The sequence below is a fragment of the Pirellulales bacterium genome (assembly GCA_035533075.1).
In the GTDB taxonomy this organism is placed as follows: domain Bacteria; phylum Planctomycetota; class Planctomycetia; order Pirellulales; family JAICIG01; genus DASSFG01.
Genome location: DATLUO010000271.1, coordinates 1 through 22,300, shown reverse-complemented (window position 1 = coordinate 22,300; position 22,300 = coordinate 1). Strand labels below are relative to the sequence as shown.

Genomic DNA, 22,300 nt, shown 5'->3' with positions numbered 1-22,300 from the left:
AGGAGTATATTCACGTCCTGAGCACCTGGCGACATGGCGAAGCACGGCCGAGCTGGACGGTTCATGAGTTCTTCTTTGCACTGGCGCGTCTTGGAGGCCACCAAAACCGTCGCGGCGACAAACGTCCCGGCTGGATGGTATCGTGGCGTGGCTGGACGGCGCTGCAGCTACTGGTCACTGGAGCCCGCCTCGAATGCAAGCAAAGAAAAGTCGGCTAAACTTAAGGCTCGCGCCCACGGCTAAACCATCTCGCCGCTACGCGGCTGACGCGCGAGACGTGTAGAACAACGAGGGCTTGCCCCGGTGGCGTGGGATTTCCCGACGGAACAAATCCAGCGCGACTATAAATCGTCAAAGCTGGCCAAAAGGCCAAGTTTTCACCGGCCCAGGCAGAGCCTGGCCAAGTGGAGGCTGGCACTTCGTTCATCTCGGCGGCCAGCCGATGCCCCGGTGCGCACAACCGGGGCATCGCTTGGCCGCCACGCTCTCTCATCATGTAGGCCAACTGGCTTGCACCGCTCCGGGCGGAACAAAAACGACATCCTCCTTCGGCGGAGCCAAGCCCACACGGCGTCTGACATCACCCCATCCGCGCCGCGGCCAGGATGCGCCGGCGCGCACCGGGGCATCGCTGGGCCGCACCGCGTTTCGTGCGGATCGCGATCCACGCGGCCCAGTTCTGCCCCAGCCACCGGACCACTGACCACTAACCACTAACCACTACCGTCTTCCGCGGCCGGGCGCGGCGGCGGCGGCCTTCTGGGCCGCGGCCGCTTTTTTGGCGGCCCCCGTGGTCTGCTGCTTCAGCCGCTTGGCGATCTCCGCCCGCAGTTTGTCGGCGTCCAGCCGCAGGCGGGCCTCTTTGGGCGCGTTCGACACCTTCTCGGCCCAGCGTTTCAGCCAGGCGATGTGGCCGACCGCCGTGGAAACGTCGATCGGCACGACTTTCGGCCCTTGCCGCAGCATTTCTTCCCGCGTCTCGCGGAGGTTCGTGACGATTTCTTCGACGTCCCGCATCATGGCGGCCACGTCTTCCGGCGAACTGTCTACCTTGGCCATTGCTTTCTCCTTTTTCTGAATCGTGTCTGTCTGGAATCGTGGATTCTTCGTGCCCCCATAGTTTTTTACCAGAAAACCCGCATCTGTCAAACGCTTTTACACCTATACGCAAATTATGGCTTGCTATTTTCTTGAAGTGCCCCTTGCAACCGGAATAGAATATGCGTACACTGACGTAAAGATGAAAGATGAGTGATAAGTGATAAGAGCCGTGAGACCGGCGACGGTAGGGTGGGACCAGCGAGCGCCGGCCCACCCTACGACTCATCCACCCTGCAAGCCAATTGTGCTCGATAACCGGAATGTCCTTGTTTCACCAACCCGTAGCAAAAGGAGACCCACCATGACTGCTTCCACAGGATTTCCCGTGCCCGTGACGATCACGCCCATCGTTTCCCTCGCCCCGCCGGCCGAGTTGAAAACCGTCGGGCCGCTGGGCGTTCACCCCGCGGCCACGCTGTTTCCCATGATGCACGGCCCCGAACTGGGGCTGTTGGTCGAAGACATCGAGGCCCACGGGCTGCGCGAGCCGGTGGTGCTGTTCGAGGGGCAAGTGCTCGACGGCCGCAATCGCCTGCGGGCCTGCGAGTTGGCCGGCATCGAGCCGCGGTTCGAGGAGTGGGACGCCGTCGGCTCGCCTCTGGCCTTCGTCCTGTCCCGCAACCTGCACCGCCGGCATCTCAATGAAAGCCAGCGGTCGATCATCGGCGCGCGGGCCAAAGGCATGTTCGAAGATGAGGCCGCGGAGCGGAAGGCTTCGACGCAATTTGCCGAGGGCAACGCAGGCCCCACCACTGAGGTACGAGATGATAAAAAACACCGAGAAACAACGGTGGGTGCAAATTTGCACCCACCGTGCGCAAAGGTCAATGCACAGGCCGCGGCGCTGCTGAATGTTTCGGCGCGTTCGATCGCAACGGCCTCGAAAGTTCTCGAAAGCGGCGACGAACAGGTGATTGACGCCATCAGCGAGGGCACCATTTCCGTCTCCGACGCCGCCACGGTGATCGATTTGCCGAAGCCGAAGCAACGCCAAGCGTTGGAAGAAGTACGGCGGGGCCGCGCCCGCACGCTGAAGCAGGCGGCCAAGATCGAAGATCCCGAAGAACCGCCGTCCGCCTCGTCGCGTGAAGTGGGCGAGCAACTCTTCTCGCGCAAGCGGCTGCGGATCGAGTGCAAGCGGTTCGCCCTCGACCTGGAAAAGCTGCGGCGGCGCGTCGACGCGGTGGCGACGGCCTGCGGCGGGCCGAACGACTACACGCAGCGTGCCTGCGATTGCTTGAGCGTGGCCCTGCGGGCCATCCAGGAGTGCCTGATGAATTGCAATCGGCGCACTGGGCCGTGACCAAGCGCGAAGGTCACAAGCCACTTCGATCCTACGATGCGGGAAGCGTCGTAGTGGGAGCAAGGCAGAAGGATGAAGGCGGCATCCTTCTGCCTTCTGCCTTCTGAATGGTGGGCCGGCGCTCGTCCCGGCGCGCCGGGACTGGTCCCACCCTGAACCCTGAACCCTGAACCCCGAACCCTGACCCTCGCGTGCCACGCCTCATCCTCCGCTGCGGCCAGTGTCCGGGCGACGTCGTCGTGATGACGGCGGCCGTCCGCGAGCTGCACCGCCAATATCCCGGCCAATACGTCACCGACGTCCGCAGTTGCGCGCCGGCCATCTGGGAGCACAACCCGTACCTCACGCCCATCGCCGACGGCGACCGCGATGCGCGGACCATCGACATGCACTACCCGCTCATCAATCAGTCGAACCAGCGGCCGGTCCATTTTCTGGAGGGCTACTGCGAACACCTGGCCGGGCAACTCGGCCTGGCCTCGCTGCGGCCGCACGACTTTCGTGGCGACATTTACTTGAGCGACGAGGAACGCGGCTGGATGAACCAGGTGCAGGAGACGACCGGCTATCGCGGCGCGTTCTGGCTGGTGAACGCGGGCAGCAAGAACGACTTCACCTGCAAGCAGTGGCCGCTGGAGTCGTTCCAGCGGGTGATCGACCACTTCCGCGGCCGGATCACCTTTGTGCAGATCGGGGCGTCGGAGCACAACCATCGCCCTCTTTCCGGCGCAATCGACCTCCGCGGCAAGACCGACCACCGGCAGTTGATCCGGCTCGTCTATCATTCCGCCGGCGTCCTCACCGGCGTGTCGTATCCCATGCACCTGGCCGCCGCGGTGCCGGTGAACGGCTCTGTAGGGAACGCCCTCCGTGGCGTTCCGCAGGCGGGCCGGGTTGAGGGCGGCGATCTCCCTCTCCCTCCGGGAGAGGGCCGGGGTGAGGGGCGTAGCGCGACCACAGCCCTACGCCCCTGCGTCGTCATCAACGGCGGCCGCGAGCCGCCGCACTGGGAGCAATATCCCGGCCATCAGTTTCTGCACACGATCGGCGCGCTCGACTGCTGCGCCATGGGCGGCTGCTGGAAATCGCGCGTCGTGCCGCTCGGCGACGGCGACCACAAAGACCGCGATCTTTGCCGGCAGCCCGTCGCCGGCCATCCCCGCTGCTTATGGCTGATTACGCCCGACGACGTCGTGCGGGCCATCGACAAGTATCTCGTTCTCTGACCACCTTTCCGCCAACACCCGCCATGACGACCCGGTTTCTTCCCCTTCCCGGCACGCCCGACGGCGTCAAGCAGATGCTCGACTGCCCGCACGTGCCGTTGATGATCGTTTCGCTCCACGGGCTGGGCGACAACGTTTTTTTCTCGCCGTGCTTTGTGCGGCTAAGGGAGATTTTTGGCCGGGTGTTTTTCACGAGCGCCGTGAACGCCTACACGTCGATGTTTCACGAGAGCGAGCTTGTGGAAGCAGTCTATTGCGGCTCGGTGAACGGCGCCGACCTGGGACTCAACTCGGCCGAAGGTTTTGCGCGTCATTTCGAGCGGATGAAGCTCGACCTCGGCTGCCCCGATGTGCAGGTTTACCACTTCGGCCTCTTTGAGCCGCACCTGCCGTATCACGACGAACGCGCGTTCGTCAAAGGGCGCCGCAATTTCGTGGAACTTTTCGGCACTGGGCCGGGGGCGGTCGAGATGCCCCGCTACCACGTCGCCCCAGACCGCGCCTCAAAAAGTTACGTCGACCAAGTGCTCGACCGCTGGTTGGACGGCCGCGAGCTGATCTGCATCGCCCGTTACGGCCACACCGACGGTGGCAAGAACTTTGGCGATGACTCCCGCGAGTCGCTGCAAATGATCGACCTCGTCAACCGCCGTTGGCCCGACCGCTTCAAGTTCGTCGTCCTCGACTACGTGCCGGGCGGCCACGCCGCCGACGGGCGGGCCGCCAACGTCCGCAGCGTTTATGGGTTCCTGCCGTGCGATGCCGCCTCGATGCACCACCTGCTGTCGCGGGCCTGCGCGTTCGTGACCGTGCCGTCGGGGCCCATGCTCGTCGGCGCGACCATCGGCAGGCTGCGGATGCTGACCTTATGGAAGACCATGGCGCCCTACCATTTTCTCGACCCGCAGTGCGGCGGGCGCTTGCCCGTGCGCGCATTGGTGGCGCGGGGCGACCTGGCCGACACGTCGTTCATGACCGGCTGGCCGGTGGCGGCGCGCGAGGCCGTGCTGGCCCGGTGGCGGCTGCGCCTGGCACCCATCGATCATCGCACGGCGGCCGACGAACTTCTTGCTCTTGTGGAGGAACTATGAACACCTGCCTCTGTCCCGTCTGCGCGTGTCAGGGCGTGGAAGCGTTCGACGACCTGCGGCACTGCCCTCGCTGCCGGCACGTCTTTCAGTGGCCGCCGGAAGCGACCGTCTCCTACGACGAGAGTTATGTCCGGCATTACGAAGCGTATCCCTGCCGCGAAATGAGCTGCCTGCGGGTCGGCTTTCTCAAGGGGTTCGCGTCCCGCGGGCGGCTGCTTGACGTGGGCTATGGCAACGGCGCCTTCGTGCGGGCGGCGAGCGCGGCGGGCTTCGACGCCTTCGGCTGCGACGTTCACGGCGTCGACTGTGGCGTGCGCGAGATCGACCTGGCCCGCGACCAATCGCTGTGGGACGTCGTGAGCTGCTTCGATTCGCTGGAGCATTTCGGTGATTTTTCGTCGGTGCGGTCGTTGTGGCGGCGGGCGCAGTTGGTGCTCGTCTCGCTGCCACTGGCACCGCCGGCTTTTCCCGCCTGCCGCGCATGGAGTCATTATAAGCCGGGCGAGCACCTGCACTATTTCTCGCCCGCCTCGCTGGCGCGGCTGGTGGCCAAACCGTTGATCGCAGCCAGCAACGTCGAAGACGCCATCCGCCGTCCCAAGGACACCCGCCAGAACATCTACACCGCGGTCTATGGCGAATGCGTCGGCACGTGACGATCGCAACCGCAACCGCACGTTTCAACGGTCGGACAACCCACTTACACATCCAAAAATCACACCAATAAAGGAGCCCAAACATGTCATCGCCGTCATCCATTTCCTCGCCGTCATCCTCGAGCAGCGGCCAGTACGGTTCCTCCGTCCAGCTGTCCTCACAGGTGAGCAGCGCCCCGTCGTCGGCACCCAGCAGTGTCGCATCGTCGGCACCAAGCAGTGCGCCTTCCAGCGCCGCGTCGTCCGCGCCCAGCAGTGCGACCTCGTCGGCCCCCAGCAGCGTGGCGTCCTCGGCTGCCAGCAGTGCGCCTTCCAGTGCCGTCTCGTCCGCGCCCAGCAGTGCGACGTCGTCGGCCCCCAGCAGCGTGGCGTCCTCGGCTACCAGCAGTGCGCCTTCCAGTGCCGTCTCGTCCGCGCCCAGCAGTGCGACCTCGTCGCCCCCCAGCAGTGCTCCCTCGTCAGCCGCCAGTAGCGTCACGTCGTCGCCACCTTCCAGTGCGGCCTCCTCGACGCCCAGCAGCGCGCCCTCGTCGTCCAACAGCAGCTCGGCGTCGCCGAGTTCCAATAGCCAATCACCGTCTTCCAACAGTAGTTCGTCAAGCCTCAGCAGCGCGTCGTCGTCGAGCTCTGCGTCGAGTCGTTCTTCGTCAAGCTCGTCCTCCAGTTCCAGCAGCTCGTCGAGCTCGTCCCCCAGTTCCAGCAGCTCGTCGAGTTCGTCCTGGTCGAGTTCCAGCAGTTCGCCGCCATCGAGCAGCAGTTCGTCGAGCGTGAGCAGCTCGTCCTCGACTTCCTCATCTTCGTCGTCTCCCAGCTCTTCGAGCGGTTGCTGCACGGTCACGATTAGCGAGCCTGATGGAATGTATGTCGGCTGCGGGAAAGACCAGCGCCCGATCACCCTGCAGGCGAATGTCACTCCCAGCATGCCGCCTGCAACGTACTCATGGGCTGTGCTCACGCCGCCGAGCGTCGGAAACGGGACGTTTACCGCGCCCAATTCGCAGACTACCGGATTCATCGGAAGTCAACCGGGCGCGGTGACGGTTCAGGTCACGGTTCAAGAAGGGTCTTGCGAATGCCAGGCCACCGCCCCGGTGCAGGTGATCGACATTGATGACCTTACGGACTACGTTCCAGAAGATTACTACACCGAAATCACCACGACAGGCAGCTACACCGTTCCATATTCGGACTCGTACGGCACCCTGCTCGCCGTGTTGATCTCTCCCACGCAGGATCCTTCCAACCCCTACCAATGGCACTCCGATTTCGACGGCCAGGTCGTACATACTACCGGCGACGTCACGATCACGATGAATCGCCCTGGTCCGTACCTCATCAAGGCCGTGCGCACCAACGGCAGCGAGATCTTTGAGCTGCTGTTTCAGGGGCCGCCCTCGAGCGAAGGTAAGAAGTCAACAGCAAAACGGTGCGCATCGCGGCGCCTTCCGCGGATTTGATCTGCATTTCCAGTTCGGCGGCCGACAATGGCTTTCTGGTAGATGCGCGCGCCGCGATCCCTGCTGGCGTCGCCGCAGGAAGCGTCAATGACGTGATCACGGCAATCAATAACAAGTACAAGGCCAATGGCAACAAACCGTTTTCGCTGGCTGTGATCGATCATGGAAGATCGGCATTGCAAAGCATGGGCGACGGCAATATTACCGTTGTCGGCGGCTACATTGCCTACAACGACCCTCCATCGGCCAATGACTTGAAGAACTTCCTGGTGGCCTGCACACGTGCTGTCACGTCATGCACGTTTTATGGGTGCAACGTCGCATCTGGCGCCGACGGCCCGGCGTTCCTGCAAGAACTCGCCACGGGCGGAGCGATGCAAATGACCGCTTACACCGGCTCGGTTTACTGCAATTCGCACGGGAAGTGGTCGGCGAGCGACAACGGAAACACCGTCAGGAAAACGCCCTGACAGGGCCTGCGAAAAAAGCGGCCGCCCGCGCAACTTCGTCCGGATGAGTATGCCTCCTCGATGAGGCACGAGGCCGAGCATAAAGCCCGCAGAGACTGACTAAGTAGATCGACGTAAAACGTGCGTGCCTTTGCACGTCGCAGTTCGTCGTGAGGGGGCCGAGCATCCGGATTGAGCGCCATGTGGCGAGAATTAAGCAAGCTCCTACATTGCGTGCTGAATTACGCGGCAAACTACAGGTACCAAAGGACTTACGGGCGTTTGGATGTAAAGCTTCGCCGAACCCGTTCCCATTTCACACTAACCCGAAGCGCAAGCGAGGTTTTGTCGCCTTTTTCACGTTCCTCGCTAGCGCTTCGGGTTGGTGTACGGCACCTGCGTACCGGGTTCGGCGAAGCTTTACGTTTGGATTGTGGGAGGTTATTTAATTCTCGCCCCCAGGGAGATTCGCCATGATGCGATCCGCAGCCGCCCCGGTCTTGCGAACGGGAGGAGGACCGCGGCGATTGCGGAAAGCTTGCCCCGTTCATCGCGCGAGGATACTATAAACGCGCTACCGGACGAGAAAGACCCGTGGGGCGACGCCGTTATCAGGGGGTTAAGCAATGATTCAGGTGAGCTTGCGGGCGGTTTTCGTAAGGTTATGTTTCGGATCAGGAGTGTTGTTCATGGGCACGGTCGAAGCGGGCGAAGATGAAAAGGGCGCAACCCAAGTTCTGATCCTCGCGCCCGCGCCCCTCGACCGAGATGGAGCGGGCCGGTGGGCCGCGTGGCGCATCGTCAATCCGAAGGTCGTCGCAAAGATCGAGTCGTTTTTTCCGCGATATCGCGCCCGAGCCGCCGGCAAGCAGGCCGGTGCATGGGAGACGGCCTGGGAAGTCTATTTCGACCTCCCCAACGGAGAATCGGTCCATCTGAGCGTCTCTGGTGCCGAAGAAGCGGCATGGTCGACAGGCAACGGCGATCTGCGGGTGCAAGCAGAGTTCTATCGTTTCGTTGAAGAATTGACGAGACGTCACGAGGCTCCTGCCGCAGTAAAGTGATCGTTTCGCGGGGTCGGAAAAAGGGGCAGCTAGAGGCGCACAAAGGGGCAGGGAAAGCGCCGGTGAAAGCCGGAGGTGAGTAGCGGATGAAAGAGCCGCACGAACAAGGAGTAGCGAACCAGTTCGGCCCCGAGTCATGCGCCGGTTCCCGTAAGGGGACGGGCGAAGCGTTCGACAGGGGAAAATCCAGGCCAGCCATTGAGCTCCGAAATCATCACTTTGCGCGTGCCGACCTTGTCCTGTCAGGGGGAAGGCCACACGGAGGCGGCGTACCATGAATCGCAAGCCGACCGACGACGCCACGGAGTCAGAGACCCTGAGCATGGATGGACGCCCACCTCGCGGAAACCGGGAGACCCCGGAAGCGCCCACGCCGAATGGCGGCGCGGGCCGGTTGGGGAAGGTCCATGACCAGAAGCCCAACATGCACGTTTCCGGGGAGTCGGACGGCCTCATAGTACCGAAGAAGCAGGCGAACAAAGCCGGCCCGACGGCGGCGGCGGAGCCTGTCGAGGGAAGGAGACCGGCCAAGGGAAACACGGTGAAGCAGACCGCGGTCCGGACACCGAGCCGGAAACCCGTGTCGTTCGGTCTTCACGGTGTGCGGAAAGCAGAGCGCTTTGACGCCAAACACCCAAGGCAAGAGCCGTATGAGGTAGTTCCTCACGTACGGATCAGTGCGGGGGGTGGCCCGAAAGGGCCATCCCTACCGCGACTCCAATTCCTGACAAGGCCAAGCGGTTGGGTTAGACGTGGGGCATGCCAAGAATCGCACGGTTAGCCCCTGGCGGCATGCTGTTCCACGTTCTCAACCGGGGCGTGGGCCGCATGCGGTTGTTCCTCAAAGACGCCGACTTCGCGGCCCTTTAAGCGGATGTCGATCGCAATCCTCTGCGTGCCCCAACGGTCCGCCGCGCGGAAGAGTGGCGCTACAGCAGTCTTTGGCGGCGGCTGAACGGCACCGCCGACGAGCGACGAATTTTGAGCGACTGGCCCTTGCCACGGCCGCGTTCGTCGCTTCAATATGTCCATCAGCCGCAGAGCGAGGCGGAGTTGAAAGCCATCCGGCTGAGCGTACAGCGCGCGCAGCCGTACGGCGGCGAGCATAGGGCCCGCACCACGGCCGCCGAACTCGGCCTCGAAGCGACCTTCCGTCCCCGCGGCCGGCCCAAAAAACAAGACTTGCTTCCATGAAAATTGGATCTGTCCCCTTTGTGCGCCCCCGAACATATCGCCGAGGCCGCGCGGCGCGTATAATTCGATGCAGTCCAGCGTGTGCTACGTGCCCGTGCATGGACGGATGGCAACACAATCAGCGTCCAGCGAGGTTCCCAGATGATTCGTATTGGCGTTTGCGTCGTGGCGACGACGGCGCTCATGGCGTCGCAACCGGCTCTAAGAATGGAGGGCGCTGAAATGAGCGATGCAGCGAAATCATTCAACGAACTCACGGCCGCTCACGGGGCGGATTACGTTCGAGCCCGCGGTGCGTTCCTGTCCAGAGCGGACTCTGCCGAGTTTTTGACGGCCCAGAAGTCAAACGCCAGCGATACCGAGCAATGGGTGGCTGAGATACTCTTGGCACGGCGTGCATGGGGCGAGGAATTCGATCACCTGGAAGCGGTGTTTCACGCGACAATGCCCAGGCTGGTGCTTGGATTACCGCATTCTTACCGAGACAGTCCGGTTCAGCCCTCGAAACGCTTCTTCGCACGGTGGAAGACAAGCAGACGGTCCCGCGTGTGCGGCTCGAAGTATTCGACGCGCTCGCGCGTTTGAAGGATGCCAAGGCCTTGCCCGTGTTGGAACGTATCGCGTCCGGCGAGGCTGCGATTCCCGCCCCCGCCTGGCTCGGTCCCGAAGGTTGGGCGAACAACGCCAGAGCAGCCCTCGCGAAAATCCGGGAACAATAGCGTGATGATAGCCCCGGCGAGAAATGGCGATCATGTTCGCGCTGCGGCCTTGGCCGTGGCGTTGCTGACCAGGGTTTGCCAGGCGGAGCCACCGCCTGCAGTGCCGCCCTCATGTGAATCGGATGCGGCCGCCCCGTCCGCAACCGATCAAACGGCCATTTTGATCAAACAGCTTGCGGAGAACGACCCCGCCGTGCGGGCATCGGCCAGCGACGAACTCGGCCGGCTTCAATCGCGCGACGCGATTGAACCGTTAATTAAGCTGCTGTCCGATTATCGGTCGCTGGATCAGTCGAACGTCGCCGCGGAGAGGCAATGGCAGGAGGGGTGGCGGCCTTCACGCCATTGGGTTGGGGCGCACGCAGCGAAGGCGCTGTCGCAGATCACGGGACGGCCGCTGGAGACGGATCATGCGCGATGGCATAGTTGGTGGTGGGACCACCGCGAAGAGTTGCGCGAGCCAGACGCCGCCGCAAGACTGTTCGTCGATGAGTCGAAGCAGCGGCTGGCGAAAGTCAAAGAGCGCTGGAAGCTTCGGCTCATGCCCGATAATGTGCCAGACACCGGGCCAGCCCTTATCGGCATGGCGTGGCGCGAGCAGGGCAGGCCCACGGACATCCTGGGGCGTGGCGTCGCCCAGTTCATGCGTTTTCCTTTCCCCAGGCAGCAAGGCGGAAACCAGCTTACGATCGCGCTTTCGACGCTCCGCTCTCATGGCGCAAGAAGTCCGATCATCTCGACGGAAGCCATCACCACGTATTGGCTGACGCTGGAAGGCCCGTTCTTTGTGTACGACGAGTTGCTCCATACAGGCTTCGTGAGCGGTGACGGAAAACTTATTCCCGATGCGCTTCTCCGGGTTGGCGACGGCAAATGGTACATCGCCTCCGCGCGGCGGCTCGACGATGCGAAAGCGGCGGACTGCGGCCGGATGCGTGATTTCCGACAGGCCGCTCTGTAGACCGCGAACGTGAACCTCCGCCCGGCAAGCGGGCGGCATCGCCGCGGCCGTAGCGTAAGCGTCCCGCTTGCGTTGTTTTGCCGGCCCCGTCGTCTGACCACAACATCTTGTGGCCTGCTGTCCATCAACCCCCAACATTTTGTGGTCGCAAAGTGCTTGACAGCCATGCGGGCGCATGTACACTGACAGGCGGCGGGTGCAAACGCGCCCGGCCCATCGAAGCGCGGTCGCCACAAGAGGCCGCGCTTCGAACGCGGTTTTCCACCAAGTCAGGCAGGCGCCTGCCGGTCGCGTAACGCCGTCGAGTGACGCCCAGACCAACTCTGTTCGGTCGTTTCTGAAAAAGTCCCTCACGCAGCGCGGCGCGTGACTGCGCACGCGAGGGCGCGTTTGTGCTCCGTCGCCCAAAGCCCGCGCGCGGCGTTCCCGCGCCGCCACGGACCAAGGACCACGGGCCACAGACAACGGATCTTGTTCCTGTTTCGCTTTTTCTTCAAGGAGTTTCTCATGTCCACGATTTACCACGTTCTGCTCGTTCAAGAAAACGAAGGCCAGTCGGGCACGGCCACCTTGCATCGTTCGCCCTTCGCGAGTCTCGACGCGAATTCGGCCAAGCTGTTCGCCGACGCCTTCAACGAGCGCGAGCTGGCGGACCCGCTCGGCCTGTGGGCCATCGTCCGGCCCGTCGTCCGCGGCCAACTGGCCGTCGTCGCCGACGAGTGATCGAATGCCCGCGTTACGCGGCCGGCGGAGTTCAACTCCCGGCTTCGCCGACCGCACTCCTCGTTCGAGGATGGCCTTCCTAGGCCGTCCAGAAACGAACTGGACGGCCTGGGAAGGCCATCCTCCCGTTCGCAAGATGAAAGGCAACCCTATGAACCCGCAAATCCTGATCGTCGGCGATGTGATGCTCGACCGCTACACCTGGGGCCGCGCCGAGCGCGTCAGCCCGGAGGCGCCCGTGCTGGTGCTCGACGTCGAACGCGAAGACGCCCGCTTGGGCGGCGCGGGCGCGGTGGCCGCGCTGCTGGCGGGACTCGACGCCCAGCCCGTGCTCGCCGGCGTTGTCGGCGACGACCCCGCCGGACGCGCCGTGACGCGCCTGGTCGCGGAGCTAGGGCACAGGAAACAGGGCACCGGGAACGAAGTAGGGTGGGACCAGCGAGCTTGCGAGCGCCGGCCCACCGGTGGAGACCGCTTTCATGGTGGGCCGGCGCTCGCAAGCTCGCTGGTCCCACCCTACACGCGAGGTGCCCTGTTGCCTGCCTCGGACCGCCCCACCACGGTCAAAGAACGCCTGATCGGCGCAGCCGCCGGCAAACATGGGCAAGCGATGCTGCGCGTCGACCGCGAATCGCGTCGGCCCTTGCCGCGAGAGGTCGAAGATCAGCTCCGCGCGGCGGCCCTGGAGACACTCCGCTACGTCCGGGCGGTGCTGATTTCGGATTACGGCAAAGGTGTTTGCACCCCTCGGCTGTTATCGGCGGTGATTCGGGCGGCCCGGCGAGTCCGCGTGCCGGTGCTGGTCGATCCCCGCCGCGGCGGCGATTACGCTCTCTATCGCTGGGCCACGCTGATCAAGCCCAACCGCCGCGAAGCCAGCGAGGCCACGGGACGCGAAATCCGCTGCGTGGCCGAAGCGTTTGCGGCCGGCAAAGACCTTTGTGCGCGCTGGGGCTTCGGCGCCGCCGTGATTACTCTCGACGCCGACGGCATGGTGCTGGTCACCGCCGACGGTGAGGAGAAGCATATTTGTGGCCGCCAGCGGGAGATATGCGACGTCACCGGCGCGGGCGACACGGTGCTCGCGGTCCTTGGCCGATCGTTGGCCGAAGACCGCCCCTTGGCCGCCGCCTGCGAGTTGGCCAACGCCGCCGCGGCGTTGCAGGTCGAGCGCCTTGGCGTCGCGCGACTGAGCTGGCGGGAGATCCGGGCCTCTGTAGGGAACGCCCTCTGCGGCGTTCCGCAGAGGCCGAGTGAGTTGTCTGAAGGGAACGGACCCGGTGCCGAGGGAGAAATTGCGAATTGCAAATTGCGAATTGCAAATTTGAAATTGCCTGCCGAATCGCCCGCTAGCGTCGCCCCCGCTTCGAATCGCCAATTTGCAGTTCGCAATTTGCAATTCGCAATCTCCCTTTACCGCGCGGCCGGCCGCAAAATTGTGTTCACCAACGGCTGTTTCGATCTCTTGCACCCCGGACACCTGCACTGCCTCTCGGCGGCCAAGGCGCTGGGCGACGTGCTGATCGTGGGGGTCAACAGCGACGCCAGCGTGCGGCGGCTGAAGGGCCCTTCGCGTCCCATCGTCGGCCAGCGCGATCGCGCGGCGATGTTGGCCGCGCTGGACTGCGTCGATCATGTGGTGATTTTCGACGACGACACGCCCGAACGGCTGATCGCCGACCTCCGGCCCGACGTGCTGGTCAAAGGCGCCGAAGAGCGGCCCGACGGCGTGCCGGGCGCCGATCTCGTCCAATCGTACGGCGGCGAGGTCGCGCTCGTACCCTTGCTCGCCGACCTATCGACAACCGCAATCGTCAAACGCTGGCAAGGCCAAGCCAGTTCGCGCATAGACTCGCGGCTGAATGATTTGGCCGCGTGCATTTCCTAGCCTGACTAAGTCCCAAGTCCTAAGACCCACAACCGAAGACCGGTGCATACTCCTCACCGGTCTCGTGCTTTTCTTCTCTGTCCCTCCGTGGCCAACTCCCTCTGCTTCCATCTGCGCCTCCTGCGGCGGCGCGACGTGCCCGCGATGCTGACCATCGAACGGGCATGCTTCGCCTCGCCCTGGGGCGAGGCCGATTTCGCCGCCGCTCTGGCGCCCGACCGCGCCTTCGGGCTGGCGGCCGAGTGCCACGGCGACGTCTGCGGCTATTTGATCGGCGAGCGGGAAGGCGGGCGCGTGCAGGTGCTCAACCTGTGCGTCGGGCCGCCTGCCCGGCGACGCGGCGTGGCGTCACTCTTGGTGCAAGCGGTGGCCGGCCGGCTCCGCCAACAGCAGCGGCTGGTGACGATTGTGGGCGAGCGCAATTTGCCGGCTCAGCTCTTTTGTCGTTCGCAAGGCTTTCGCGCCGTGACCATTCTTCGCCGCTACCTGCCCGGCACGGGCGACGACGCCTATTTGTTTGAATATCGGCCGCACGCCGCGGCGGCGCCTTTCATGCCGGCCAATCGCGTAGCGGCATATCTGTGATTTTGGATTTTCGATTTTGGATTTTGGATTGCCGCGGGCCCGGGGGCCGCGGCGTCGAACCGCTCCGTAATCGTCAATCCGCATCTCTCACGCCGCCCTTCCCCCAATCCAAAATCCAAAATCGAAAATCCAAAATGGACACCACCCTCATCGACGACGCGGGCATTACCTGGATCCGCCAGCGCTGCCGTTGTTGCGGCGCGGTGTTGTGGGAAGTGCTCGGCGATCCGGTCGGGCTATGCCATGCCTGCCGCGTCATGCACATCGAACCGCTGGGCGTGCTCCGCTTCCATCGCGACATCGAGTATTTGCAGCGCCTGCACGCCTTGCAGTACCACGGCGCCAGCGCCGTGGACGTGTGACCTGTCAATTTGCAATTTGAAATTCGCAATTCGCAATTCGCAAATTGCCCAACCATGCGTACCCCCGACTGGCAATCTCCCGACGGCCGCCTCGAGCTGCACTGCTGCGATGCCGCCGACCTGCTGCGCTCGCTTCAGCCGCAGAGCGTCGATATCGCCGTCAGCAGTCCGCCTTACAACACGCTGCCGCGCGACACACGGGCCTACGGCTTCCGCCGCCGCAAGCGCCGCGGCGACGACGGCTGGCTGGCCAAGGTCTCGCAGGAAGGGTATGCCGATCGGTTGCCCGAAGAGCACTATCAGAGGTGGCTGGCGTGGATGGTGGCCGAGATGCTGCGCGTCAGCCGGGGACTGGCCTGGGTCAATCACAAGCTGCGGTTCCGCGACGGTCGGGGCATTCATCCGCTGCGCTATCTGCCGTTCGACGTGTGGAGCGAGATCATCTGGGACCGCCGCGGCAGCATGGCCCTGAATTGCCGGAAGCACGCGCCGAGTCACGAATACATCTTCGGCTTCGGCCGGCCGCACTGGTGGAGCGACCGAGAGAACACGCTGCTATCCGTGTGGCAGATTCCGCCTGCCCGCGGCTGCGACGAGCATCCCTGTTCGTGGCCGGTGGAAATTCCGCAACGCTTGATCGCGGCGAGTTGTCCGCCGGACGGCGTGGTGCTCGATCCCTTCATGGGCCGCGGCACGACCGGGCTGGCCTGTCTCGCGCTCGGCCGCCGCTTCATCGGCTGCGACCGCTCGCCGGCCTATTTCGCGTCCGCCCGCAAGCTGTTGATGACCGCGCTGGGCCAGCCGTACGTGGCCGCCGCGTGACGAGTGGTTAGTGGTTAGTGGTTAGTGGTTAGTGGGTAGTGGTTAGTGGTTAGTGGGTAGTGGTTAGTGGGTAGTGGAAACAAGAGAAAGAGCGTCGCGAAGCGACTCCATCAACTAATCACTAACCACGATCCACGAACCACTTCCCTGCTGGCGGTGCAAAGACCCAAGACCATCAATCCAAATTCCAAAATCGAAAATCCAAAATCGAGAGGCCCTCCGATGATCCCCACTCCCCGTGACATTCTGATCGGCCGCATGTTGGTGCATCGTACCCGTGGCGAATACGACGTGGCCGCGGTGCTGCGTCACGAGATCAAGACCCGCGACAAGGGCGAAGGTTGGACGATGCCGCCGGACGAGTGTCCGGGCGAGCTTCGCAGCCTGGTCGATCTCGGTTTTTCGCTGTTCGCCTGCCGGGTATTCGAGCAGCACGGCGTGGTCTACGCGGGCGATCTTGCCCAATGGAGCGAGGCGCAGCTCCGCTCGGTGACGCACCTCGGCAGGCCGCGAATGGTGAAGAAGGTCCACGACGTGTTGCGGGCGTGCGGCCTTCGCCTCCGCGATCCGCAACCTGGCGAGCGTCCGCCGCGTCGCGCGCCCTTGGCCCGCTGGCTGGAGCGTCGCCGCCGCCGCCGCTTCAAGCGTCGCAGCGAGCGTCGCCGCCGGCAGATCGAGTATTTGCTGTCGAAGAACGTCGCCGAGCGCGAAATCGCCCGCCGTTTCGGCTATCGCAGTCACACGCCGGTCTGGGCCGTGAAGCGGGCGATGCGCAAAGTAGCAGGCACACTCCGTGTGCCGCAGCCGTCTGCCGCAACGCGCCCGACCGGCGAGGATATGGTCTTCGGAGGATGGCCTTCTCAGGCCGTCCAGTGAGGACAGGAACGGTTCACGGGAATAAATCTCTTGCCCGAATGCCTCTGTTCAGTATAGCGATGCCACGTCCTGACTCAAGCACTTGGCATCAAAGGATGTGCATTCGGGCTTGACACATCCCGATTGCGAAAGCATGCTGCACGATGGGATGCCGCCGCGGGTCACCGATTGCCTTAATGTTCACTATCCTGAGGCATCAGTCGATCTACAATAGAGTGAGCAAGTCGAACAATTCCAAGAGAGCCAATGGATTTTCACTCACCACCGCGGGACCGACAACCGGCTTCATCTCTCGAGTATGAAACGGCGCCGCCCGAAGAGGAAGACGGCCGCGGCGACGGAGAGAATGTCGCCCAAGTCGGGCCGTTGACCAATGCGGAGCTAAAGCAATTGGCGGCGAAGCACCGACCCCCTGCCGAATGGTTCGAGGGCGATGAGGAAGGCACTTTCTAGCGCGCCAGTGTGGCACATCTCACGCAAGGGAGAATCGTTCGCGCATCCGTCACCGATCGCCAGGGCGGGAATCCGAAGGTTCGTCCCATCGTTGTTCTGACCGATAACTCGGAGATCGGATCCGCCAAAACGCTCGTCGGTGCCGCCATCACGTCACAGTTTGTTCGCCCACTGCAGAGCGGCACCTCCAACCGTCCTCACACATGGCCCTTCGCCGGAAGGAGAAGGGACCCGTGTGCCTCTGCAACCGGCTTTAGCCGGTGGTGCCTCGTAGCCGGTAACCGGCAAATCGGGCAACGAGCAATACGGTGACCAGCGGCGCAAGGTAAAAGGCGTCGTAAACGCAAACGAATAGCAAGTCGTTCAACCAAGACTGGTTCCGCCCGAGAACCAACCAGTCGGCCTGGCGCCAAATCGGCGTTTGCACCAGCACGATGACGGCGAGTGTCCAGGCGTGCCGCCAGTGTAGGCGCGGGCAGCGGAGTAAGGTCCAAACCGCGGCCAGCTCGATCAGCGTCAACGACACACTGCGGCTGGCACCTTCAATCAAAATCTCTCTCGTGCCAAATGTGCGGGGCCAGGAGACGCCGTGCGTCTGGTCTAAGAAGTACCTCCAGGCCAACGATATCAGGGCGGCGCCAGCCATCCAGGTGAACAGTTTCTTTAAGCCGAACTGTCCCGCCGCGCCTAGCGGCTGCGCTTCGATCTCACACACTCGCATCCCGAACTGGCGCACGAAGCACAGGACTGTGAAGGTAAGCAGTGCATGGGGAAGGATTTCCCAGGCGAGATCCAACTTCCACGAATCCAATCGAGCGCTGACGATTGCGAGTGGCCGCGCAGTAAGCCAGAACGCCAGCCCCGCAGCCGTCCAACGTAGGAACCACCGCGCCGTGCCCAGCGCCGACCAGACCGCTAGCAAGACGAGTTGGCTGCGTACCAGGCCATTTACATCAGCGCGTGATACCGGCCACCACCGGCCAAGCGGTGGTGAGACCGAATGCACGAGAATGGTCAGCGCGCAGAACAGCGCAGCGAACATGAGCACGCGTCGAGCGTGCCGCGACGATAGTGGCAGCCTTGGTCGCATCGGCGATTGCTTGGCGTGAAGAGCACGGTGACACCGTTCACTATATCGCCAGTCCACGCGACGCGACAGCGCGCGAATCGAGACGAGCCAAGCCAGCGGCGTTCTATGCTGCGGGGAGTGACGGCCAATTAGGGCTGACGAGTTCGGGCGCTCGCTAACCCAGGGTTCCGCTGCGCTGCACCCTGGGCTATCGAATCACGCACCTTCGGTGCTGGTTGCCGCAGCCGTCCAGCGATAACCGGCCAACACGCCGAAGATCGGCGCCAGGTAAGACGCATCGTACGCAGCAATACGGCACAGATGGTAACTCCAAGGCGACGGCACGATACCGCGCCAGCTAAGGTAAATGGATGGATCGTAAAAATGCCAGAGGACGGACTGTACGAGTATCACGGCAACGATCAGCGCGAGCGACCACCAGCGGGCTAGCGGGCGCCGCATCATCCATACGGCGATCAGGTCGATCGCTGTGAGAGAGAGACAGCCGCCCACGTCGACGGTTGTTTCAGGCCAACCTCTGCGCGGCAGCAACTGAGCGCGGTGGTTCCAGGCCCAGAGGGCGAGCGCGGTCATCGCCGTCAGCGCGAACAGGCGGCGCAGCGTGAATTGTCGTATCGGCCGCACTTTCCCCTTCCACGTCGCAAACTCGCGTAGCAGAGAGAGCAGCACGAACGTGAACAGCGCGTGCGGCATTTCGAGCCAGCGCAGATGCTGCGACCAGGCATCCGGGTGGATGTGCAGCCCGGCTAGTTCCACACCGGCAAACCAACAGGGCCAGCGCGCCCACCACGGCGCAGCGCCGAGCGCCGCCCAAATGCTCAGCAGGCCAAGCTGGCCGTGTACAAACGCGCTCGTCCACCACCATGGTCCGGCGGGCGGAGTGACGGCGAACCCCAACGTGCCGGCGAAGGAAAAAATCACCGCCAGCGCGAGCACGGTTTTGGCGAAGCGCGCGGAACGCAGCATGTTGAAAGCTCAGGTCATGGCCAGTCTACCTGGCCATCGCACGATCCGCAACCGGCGCGATACAAGCCAGCGGCGATCTAAAGTGCGGGAAGTGACGCCATGACCGCCGCTGCACTGCTCACGCCCCTCTGTCACCCGCTTGAGCTGGTGGTTCGCCAACACTCAAACCCCTCTGTACCAGCCGGCTTCAGCCGGGCTTCCCACTGCGGCTCTTCGCCCGACTCGCTTTCGAGGCAGTCATCGAGAAGCCCGGCTGAAGCCGGCTCAGGAAGCCGATGAACGGCAACGCGAACCACCAGTTGAAACTGGTGGCAAACAAAACACACGCCAAGCCAACTGCGACCTAAAGTGCGGGAAGTTGAGGCCATGACCGGCGCAGCGCTGCTTACGCCCCTCTGCCACCAGCTTCAACTGGTGGTTCGCCAACACTCAAACCCCTCTGTACCAGCCGGCTTCAGCCGGGCTTCCTACTGCGGCAGTGCGCCCGACTCGCTTTCGAGGCAGTCATCGAGAAGCCCGGCTGAAGCCGGCTCAGGAGGTTTGAGAGAGGCACGCCATCCACCGGCGAAAGCCGGTGGCAAACAAAAACAAGCCAAGCCAATCCAAATTTACGCTGCGGGAAGAATGGCCGCTTGGCCAATCACGGCCCTCACCGTAGCCCGGTCCTGGTGGGAGAGGGGACCGCTTGCGCCTGAACCCTGAACCCCGAACCCTGAACCCTGAACCCTGAACCCTGAACCCTGAACCCTGAACCCTCTGGTGGGCCGGCGCTCGCAAGCTCGCTGGTCCCACCCTACGACTCCTGAACCCCGAACCCTCTCATGCTCCCACGACTCACCTTCCAGCCCGGCGACCTTGTACTCTTCGCGGGCAACAACTGCGAAAGCCGGGGCATCGCGCTGGCCACGTGCTCGCCGGCCCAACTGCTGCTGGGCCAATGGTTCAGCCACGTCGGCCTCTGCGCCAACTATCGCGACCGCGTGCTCTTGTTCGAGAGCACCACGCTGTGCGACCTGGCCTGCGACATCCAACGCGCCAAAGTGCGCGGGCCGCAGGCGCACGATCCGCGGCTGCGCATCGCCGGCTATCAGGGCCGCGTGTGGCGGATGCGGCTGGCGCAAGACCGGCGGCTGGGCGTCGAACAGAGCCGCGAGCTGACGGCGTTTCTCGTCGGCAAACTGGGCGAAGGTTACGACTACGAAGGCGCGGCGATCAGCGGCCTGCGGCTGTTGCGGCTGGCCCGCTGGATTCGCCCCCGCCTCGACAGCCTGTTTTGCAGCCGCTACGCCATGTCGGCCCTCAAGGCCATCGACGTCGTCGACCACGATCTCAACCCGGCCGCCTATTCGCCCGCCCGAATGGTCCGCGACCTTCAATGGTGGGGCACGTATCAGTGGGTCGGAGCCGGCGGGAGTGAGAGCGTCAGAATCAGATAGTGGTTAGTGGCTAGTGATTAGTGGTTAGTGAAGAGGTCTTGGGTCTTAGGTCTTAGGACTTTGCCGAAGACCCAAGACCCAAGACCTAAGACCCGAAACCGAAAACGGAGATTCTTCCATGCGACACAATTTAACCAACCAAACCCCTTCCCGAGGCCTCGCCCTCCTTATGGCCATTCACATCGCGCTCTCTATAGCGCTCATGGCCTTCTTTTTGACCTGCTGCGGCTGCACCGTCTGCGACGACCAGCCGAAAAATGAACACCGCCGACGCGTGGACGTGAAGGTCAACATCGACCTCCATCGGCGGCCGGCGTACACCGATGGCAAATGTCCTGATCGCAATGCGCGGCGCACTCAGGGCCAATTTGAGATTTGCAATTCGCAATTTGCAATTTGCAATTCCCCCGCCCCGGTCGTGGATCTTCCTCCACCAGCCCGCTGCCAAAACTACGCCGGCGGTTCGTGCGTCTGCGCCTCGACCATCTCGCTCTTGCGCTGGCAGGGACGCGACGATCTGGCCGCGGGGCTGCGAAATTCCTGTGTCGGCGGGCAAAGCGCCGGCAGCCTGCACGTGCATCTCGACCGGCTCGGTGTTCGTTATGCCTCGACCACGTCGGGCGACGCGGCGTTCCTCGAGTGGGCCATTCGCACGCGGCGCGGCTGCGGCATCACCTATTACCCGATGCACTTCGTGAACCTCGTCGATCTGACCGCCAACCACGCCACGCTGCTCGACAACAACCGCATCGGCGGGTACCTCACCATTCCGCGCGACGAGTTCCTTCGTCGCTGGCGCGGTTACGGCGGCTGGGCCACGGCCGTCGTGTATTCTCCCGCCGCCCCACTGGCCCGACGTTGAAAAGTGGTTAGTGGATAGTGGTTAGTGATTAGTTGATGGAGTCGCTTCGCGACGCTGCCTTGTTGCTTCCCACTACCCACTACCCACTACCCACTACCCACTACCCACTAACCACTAATCCAACCCCCATTTCCACCAAGGAGTCCCTAATGAAAGCCCTACTGCCCAGCGCCCTGTGCGCGGCCGTGGCGTGGTGCGCGATGACGGCGCACGCGGCACGCCAACACGAAACCCATTTGACGGCCCAGATCGCCGCCGTCAAGGCACGCACCGACTACGCCGCCGCTCAAGCGGCCTACGCGGCCAGCGTCGCCGAACTGGGCGATCGCGTCATCGACTTGCCCGAAGACGCCGACGCCTGGTACACGAGCGTCTTCACTCACGAAAAGCCCTCGCGGCGGGAACGGCAGATTCTCGACTGGTTCGACACCGATCCGCAGTTGCAGCGGCTGAAAAAGCAGACGCACTTCAACCACTACACGCCCGCCAGCTCGATTTACAGCCGCTATGCGAACTTGACGGCCGGTGGCCTCCCGGTGGTGGTGCTGCAAGACCCGTCGGGCACGGTCGTCTTTAAGGCCAGCGGCGAGCAACTGCCGCCGGCGCCTTGGCCGTTGGTGCGGGGCATCATCGACTGCATTCGGGCACACTGTCCGCACTGTCCGCGGCCGAAGCCCAAACCCACTCCCAAACCCGAACCGCAGCCGGACCCGGACGACGTGCCCGACGACAAGCCGGTGATACCCGACATCATCGGTCCGAACGAAGAGACGCCCGTGGGCCGCGACGACACGCTCGCCGTCACCGCCGCCGTTTTCGTCTTGTCGCTGGCCGGTGGCTTTATCGTCGCGGCGCGTAAAGGCAAGTCGTTCGTGTAATCAGGAACCAAGTCGTAGGGTGGGACCAGCGAGCTTGCGAGCGCCGGCCCACCATCTGGTAGGCGTCAGGCGTTAGGCTTCAGGAAAGTTTCTTGCCTGACCCAACGCCTAACGCCCAACGCCTGAACATGGTGGGCC

The 22,300-nt window shown here is 63.4% G+C and carries 24 protein-coding genes; 20 read left to right on the top strand and 4 right to left on the bottom strand.

Annotation, left to right across the window (positions count from 1 at the left end; translation table 11 throughout):
• On the top strand, nt 1-218 hold a 218-nt coding region (locus VNH11_33915), incomplete at its 5' end, for a hypothetical protein (GenBank protein HVA51388.1).
• Nucleotides 219-720: 502 nt separating this feature from the next.
• Here VNH11_33915 and VNH11_33910 read toward each other — a convergent pair.
• Complete coding sequence (locus tag VNH11_33910; GenBank protein HVA51387.1) at nt 721-1,059, bottom strand: hypothetical protein; 339 nt, start codon at nt 1,057-1,059, stop codon at nt 721-723.
• A 343-nt stretch (nt 1,060-1,402) separates the two neighbouring features.
• Between VNH11_33910 and VNH11_33905 the strand changes: the two genes are divergently transcribed.
• From VNH11_33905 to VNH11_33870, 8 genes are all read left to right on the top strand, one after another.
• The gene (locus VNH11_33905) at nt 1,403-2,404 is read left to right on the top strand and encodes a hypothetical protein (protein HVA51386.1); all 1,002 of its coding nucleotides are present in this window, start codon (nt 1,403-1,405) and stop codon (nt 2,402-2,404) included.
• Nucleotides 2,405-2,595: 191 nt separating this feature from the next.
• Nucleotides 2,596-3,630 (top strand): hypothetical protein, encoded by a 1,035-nt coding sequence (locus VNH11_33900; protein ID HVA51385.1) that lies wholly within the window; start codon nt 2,596-2,598, stop codon nt 3,628-3,630.
• Between the two features lie 23 nt (nt 3,631-3,653).
• Nucleotides 3,654-4,721, top strand: a complete 1,068-nt coding sequence (locus VNH11_33895) for a hypothetical protein (protein ID HVA51384.1) — start codon at nt 3,654-3,656, stop codon at nt 4,719-4,721.
• Nucleotides 4,718-5,377 carry a methyltransferase domain-containing protein gene (locus tag VNH11_33890; GenBank protein ID HVA51383.1) on the top strand — a complete coding sequence of 220 codons (660 nt, stop codon included), beginning with the start codon at nt 4,718-4,720 and terminating at the stop codon, nt 5,375-5,377. Before VNH11_33895 ends, VNH11_33890 begins: the two co-directional genes overlap by 4 nt.
• The gene (locus VNH11_33885) at nt 5,355-5,849 is read left to right on the top strand and encodes a hypothetical protein (GenBank protein HVA51382.1); all 495 of its coding nucleotides are present in this window, start codon (nt 5,355-5,357) and stop codon (nt 5,847-5,849) included. The genes VNH11_33890 and VNH11_33885 overlap by 23 nt, the downstream gene beginning before the upstream one ends.
• Before the next feature lie 385 nt (nt 5,850-6,234).
• Complete coding sequence (locus tag VNH11_33880) at nt 6,235-6,834, top strand: hypothetical protein (protein HVA51381.1); 600 nt, start codon at nt 6,235-6,237, stop codon at nt 6,832-6,834.
• Nucleotides 6,804-7,304 (top strand): DUF4347 domain-containing protein, encoded by a 501-nt coding sequence (locus VNH11_33875; GenBank protein HVA51380.1) that lies wholly within the window; start codon nt 6,804-6,806, stop codon nt 7,302-7,304. The genes VNH11_33880 and VNH11_33875 overlap by 31 nt, the downstream gene beginning before the upstream one ends.
• A 668-nt stretch (nt 7,305-7,972) precedes the next feature.
• Entirely contained in the window at nt 7,973-8,347 is a 375-nt protein-coding gene (locus VNH11_33870) for a hypothetical protein (protein ID HVA51379.1), read from the top strand.
• A gap of 777 nt (nt 8,348-9,124) precedes the next feature.
• On the opposite strand, the gene VNH11_33865 is transcribed toward VNH11_33870, so the two are convergent.
• Nucleotides 9,125-9,454 carry a hypothetical protein gene (locus VNH11_33865; protein ID HVA51378.1) on the bottom strand — a complete coding sequence of 110 codons (330 nt, stop codon included), beginning with the start codon at nt 9,452-9,454 and terminating at the stop codon, nt 9,125-9,127.
• A gap of 608 nt (nt 9,455-10,062) precedes the next feature.
• Here VNH11_33865 and VNH11_33860 point away from each other — a divergent pair.
• The 8 genes from VNH11_33860 (at nt 10,063) to VNH11_33825 (ending at nt 16,477) form a co-directional block, all read left to right on the top strand.
• The gene (locus tag VNH11_33860; protein ID HVA51377.1) at nt 10,063-10,260 is read left to right on the top strand and encodes a hypothetical protein; all 198 of its coding nucleotides are present in this window, start codon (nt 10,063-10,065) and stop codon (nt 10,258-10,260) included.
• A 160-nt stretch (nt 10,261-10,420) separates the two neighbouring features.
• On the top strand, nt 10,421-11,221 hold the full coding sequence (locus tag VNH11_33855) for a hypothetical protein (GenBank protein ID HVA51376.1): 801 nt from the start codon (nt 10,421-10,423) through the stop codon (nt 11,219-11,221).
• Nucleotides 11,222-11,728: 507 nt separating this feature from the next.
• A complete protein-coding gene (locus VNH11_33850; protein HVA51375.1) occupies nt 11,729-11,944 on the top strand; it encodes a hypothetical protein in 216 nt (71 codons plus the stop codon).
• A gap of 151 nt (nt 11,945-12,095) precedes the next feature.
• A complete protein-coding gene (rfaE2, locus tag VNH11_33845; GenBank protein ID HVA51374.1) occupies nt 12,096-13,832 on the top strand; it encodes a D-glycero-beta-D-manno-heptose 1-phosphate adenylyltransferase in 1,737 nt (578 codons plus the stop codon).
• 87 nt (nt 13,833-13,919) lie between these two features.
• The gene (locus tag VNH11_33840; GenBank protein HVA51373.1) at nt 13,920-14,417 is read left to right on the top strand and encodes a GNAT family N-acetyltransferase; all 498 of its coding nucleotides are present in this window, start codon (nt 13,920-13,922) and stop codon (nt 14,415-14,417) included.
• A gap of 134 nt (nt 14,418-14,551) precedes the next feature.
• Nucleotides 14,552-14,779, top strand: a complete 228-nt coding sequence (locus tag VNH11_33835) for a hypothetical protein (protein HVA51372.1) — start codon at nt 14,552-14,554, stop codon at nt 14,777-14,779.
• A gap of 54 nt (nt 14,780-14,833) precedes the next feature.
• Nucleotides 14,834-15,601 carry a site-specific DNA-methyltransferase gene (locus tag VNH11_33830; GenBank protein ID HVA51371.1) on the top strand — a complete coding sequence of 256 codons (768 nt, stop codon included), beginning with the start codon at nt 14,834-14,836 and terminating at the stop codon, nt 15,599-15,601.
• Nucleotides 15,602-15,823: 222 nt separating this feature from the next.
• Nucleotides 15,824-16,477, top strand: coding sequence for a hypothetical protein (locus tag VNH11_33825; GenBank protein ID HVA51370.1), 654 nt, complete (start codon nt 15,824-15,826; stop codon nt 16,475-16,477).
• Between the two features lie 706 nt (nt 16,478-17,183).
• Here the strand turns inward: VNH11_33825 and VNH11_33820 are convergent.
• The gene (locus VNH11_33820) at nt 17,184-17,666 is read right to left on the bottom strand and encodes a hypothetical protein (protein ID HVA51369.1); all 483 of its coding nucleotides are present in this window, start codon (nt 17,664-17,666) and stop codon (nt 17,184-17,186) included.
• Between the two features lie 549 nt (nt 17,667-18,215).
• Nucleotides 18,216-18,956: a hypothetical protein gene (locus VNH11_33815; protein ID HVA51368.1), complete on the bottom strand. Its 741-nt coding sequence runs from the start codon at nt 18,954-18,956 to the stop codon at nt 18,216-18,218.
• An 851-nt stretch (nt 18,957-19,807) separates the two neighbouring features.
• Between VNH11_33815 and VNH11_33810 the strand changes: the two genes are divergently transcribed.
• The 3 genes from VNH11_33810 (at nt 19,808) to VNH11_33800 (ending at nt 22,162) form a co-directional block, all read left to right on the top strand.
• On the top strand, nt 19,808-20,422 hold the full coding sequence (locus VNH11_33810) for a hypothetical protein (GenBank protein ID HVA51367.1): 615 nt from the start codon (nt 19,808-19,810) through the stop codon (nt 20,420-20,422).
• A gap of 169 nt (nt 20,423-20,591) precedes the next feature.
• Complete coding sequence (locus tag VNH11_33805) at nt 20,592-21,284, top strand: hypothetical protein (protein HVA51366.1); 693 nt, start codon at nt 20,592-20,594, stop codon at nt 21,282-21,284.
• A 149-nt stretch (nt 21,285-21,433) separates the two neighbouring features.
• Nucleotides 21,434-22,162, top strand: coding sequence for a hypothetical protein (locus VNH11_33800; GenBank protein ID HVA51365.1), 729 nt, complete (start codon nt 21,434-21,436; stop codon nt 22,160-22,162).
• The last annotated feature ends 138 nt before the right edge of the window (nt 22,163-22,300 follow it).

What these genes read in the sequence shown, in the direction of transcription:
- VNH11_33910 (HVA51387.1), bottom strand. Translation starts at nt 1,059, where the DNA reads ATGGCCAAGGTAGACAGTTCGCCGGAAGACGTGGCCGCCATGATGCGG.
- VNH11_33905 (HVA51386.1), top strand. Translation starts at nt 1,403, where the DNA reads ATGACTGCTTCCACAGGATTTCCCGTGCCCGTGACGATCACGCCCATC.
- VNH11_33895 (HVA51384.1), top strand. Translation starts at nt 3,654, where the DNA reads ATGACGACCCGGTTTCTTCCCCTTCCCGGCACGCCCGACGGCGTCAAG.
- VNH11_33890 (HVA51383.1), top strand. Translation starts at nt 4,718, where the DNA reads ATGAACACCTGCCTCTGTCCCGTCTGCGCGTGTCAGGGCGTGGAAGCG.
- VNH11_33885 (HVA51382.1), top strand. Translation starts at nt 5,355, where the DNA reads ATGGCGAATGCGTCGGCACGTGACGATCGCAACCGCAACCGCACGTTT.
- VNH11_33880 (HVA51381.1), top strand. Translation starts at nt 6,235, where the DNA reads ATGTATGTCGGCTGCGGGAAAGACCAGCGCCCGATCACCCTGCAGGCG.
- VNH11_33870 (HVA51379.1), top strand. Translation starts at nt 7,973, where the DNA reads ATGGGCACGGTCGAAGCGGGCGAAGATGAAAAGGGCGCAACCCAAGTT.
- VNH11_33865 (HVA51378.1), bottom strand. Translation starts at nt 9,454, where the DNA reads ATGCTCGCCGCCGTACGGCTGCGCGCGCTGTACGCTCAGCCGGATGGC.
- VNH11_33850 (HVA51375.1), top strand. Translation starts at nt 11,729, where the DNA reads ATGTCCACGATTTACCACGTTCTGCTCGTTCAAGAAAACGAAGGCCAG.
- rfaE2 (HVA51374.1), top strand. Translation starts at nt 12,096, where the DNA reads ATGAACCCGCAAATCCTGATCGTCGGCGATGTGATGCTCGACCGCTAC.
- VNH11_33835 (HVA51372.1), top strand. Translation starts at nt 14,552, where the DNA reads ATGGACACCACCCTCATCGACGACGCGGGCATTACCTGGATCCGCCAG.
- VNH11_33830 (HVA51371.1), top strand. Translation starts at nt 14,834, where the DNA reads ATGCGTACCCCCGACTGGCAATCTCCCGACGGCCGCCTCGAGCTGCAC.
- VNH11_33825 (HVA51370.1), top strand. Translation starts at nt 15,824, where the DNA reads ATGATCCCCACTCCCCGTGACATTCTGATCGGCCGCATGTTGGTGCAT.
- VNH11_33810 (HVA51367.1), top strand. Translation starts at nt 19,808, where the DNA reads ATGCTCCCACGACTCACCTTCCAGCCCGGCGACCTTGTACTCTTCGCG.
- VNH11_33805 (HVA51366.1), top strand. Translation starts at nt 20,592, where the DNA reads ATGGCCATTCACATCGCGCTCTCTATAGCGCTCATGGCCTTCTTTTTG.
- VNH11_33800 (HVA51365.1), top strand. Translation starts at nt 21,434, where the DNA reads ATGAAAGCCCTACTGCCCAGCGCCCTGTGCGCGGCCGTGGCGTGGTGC.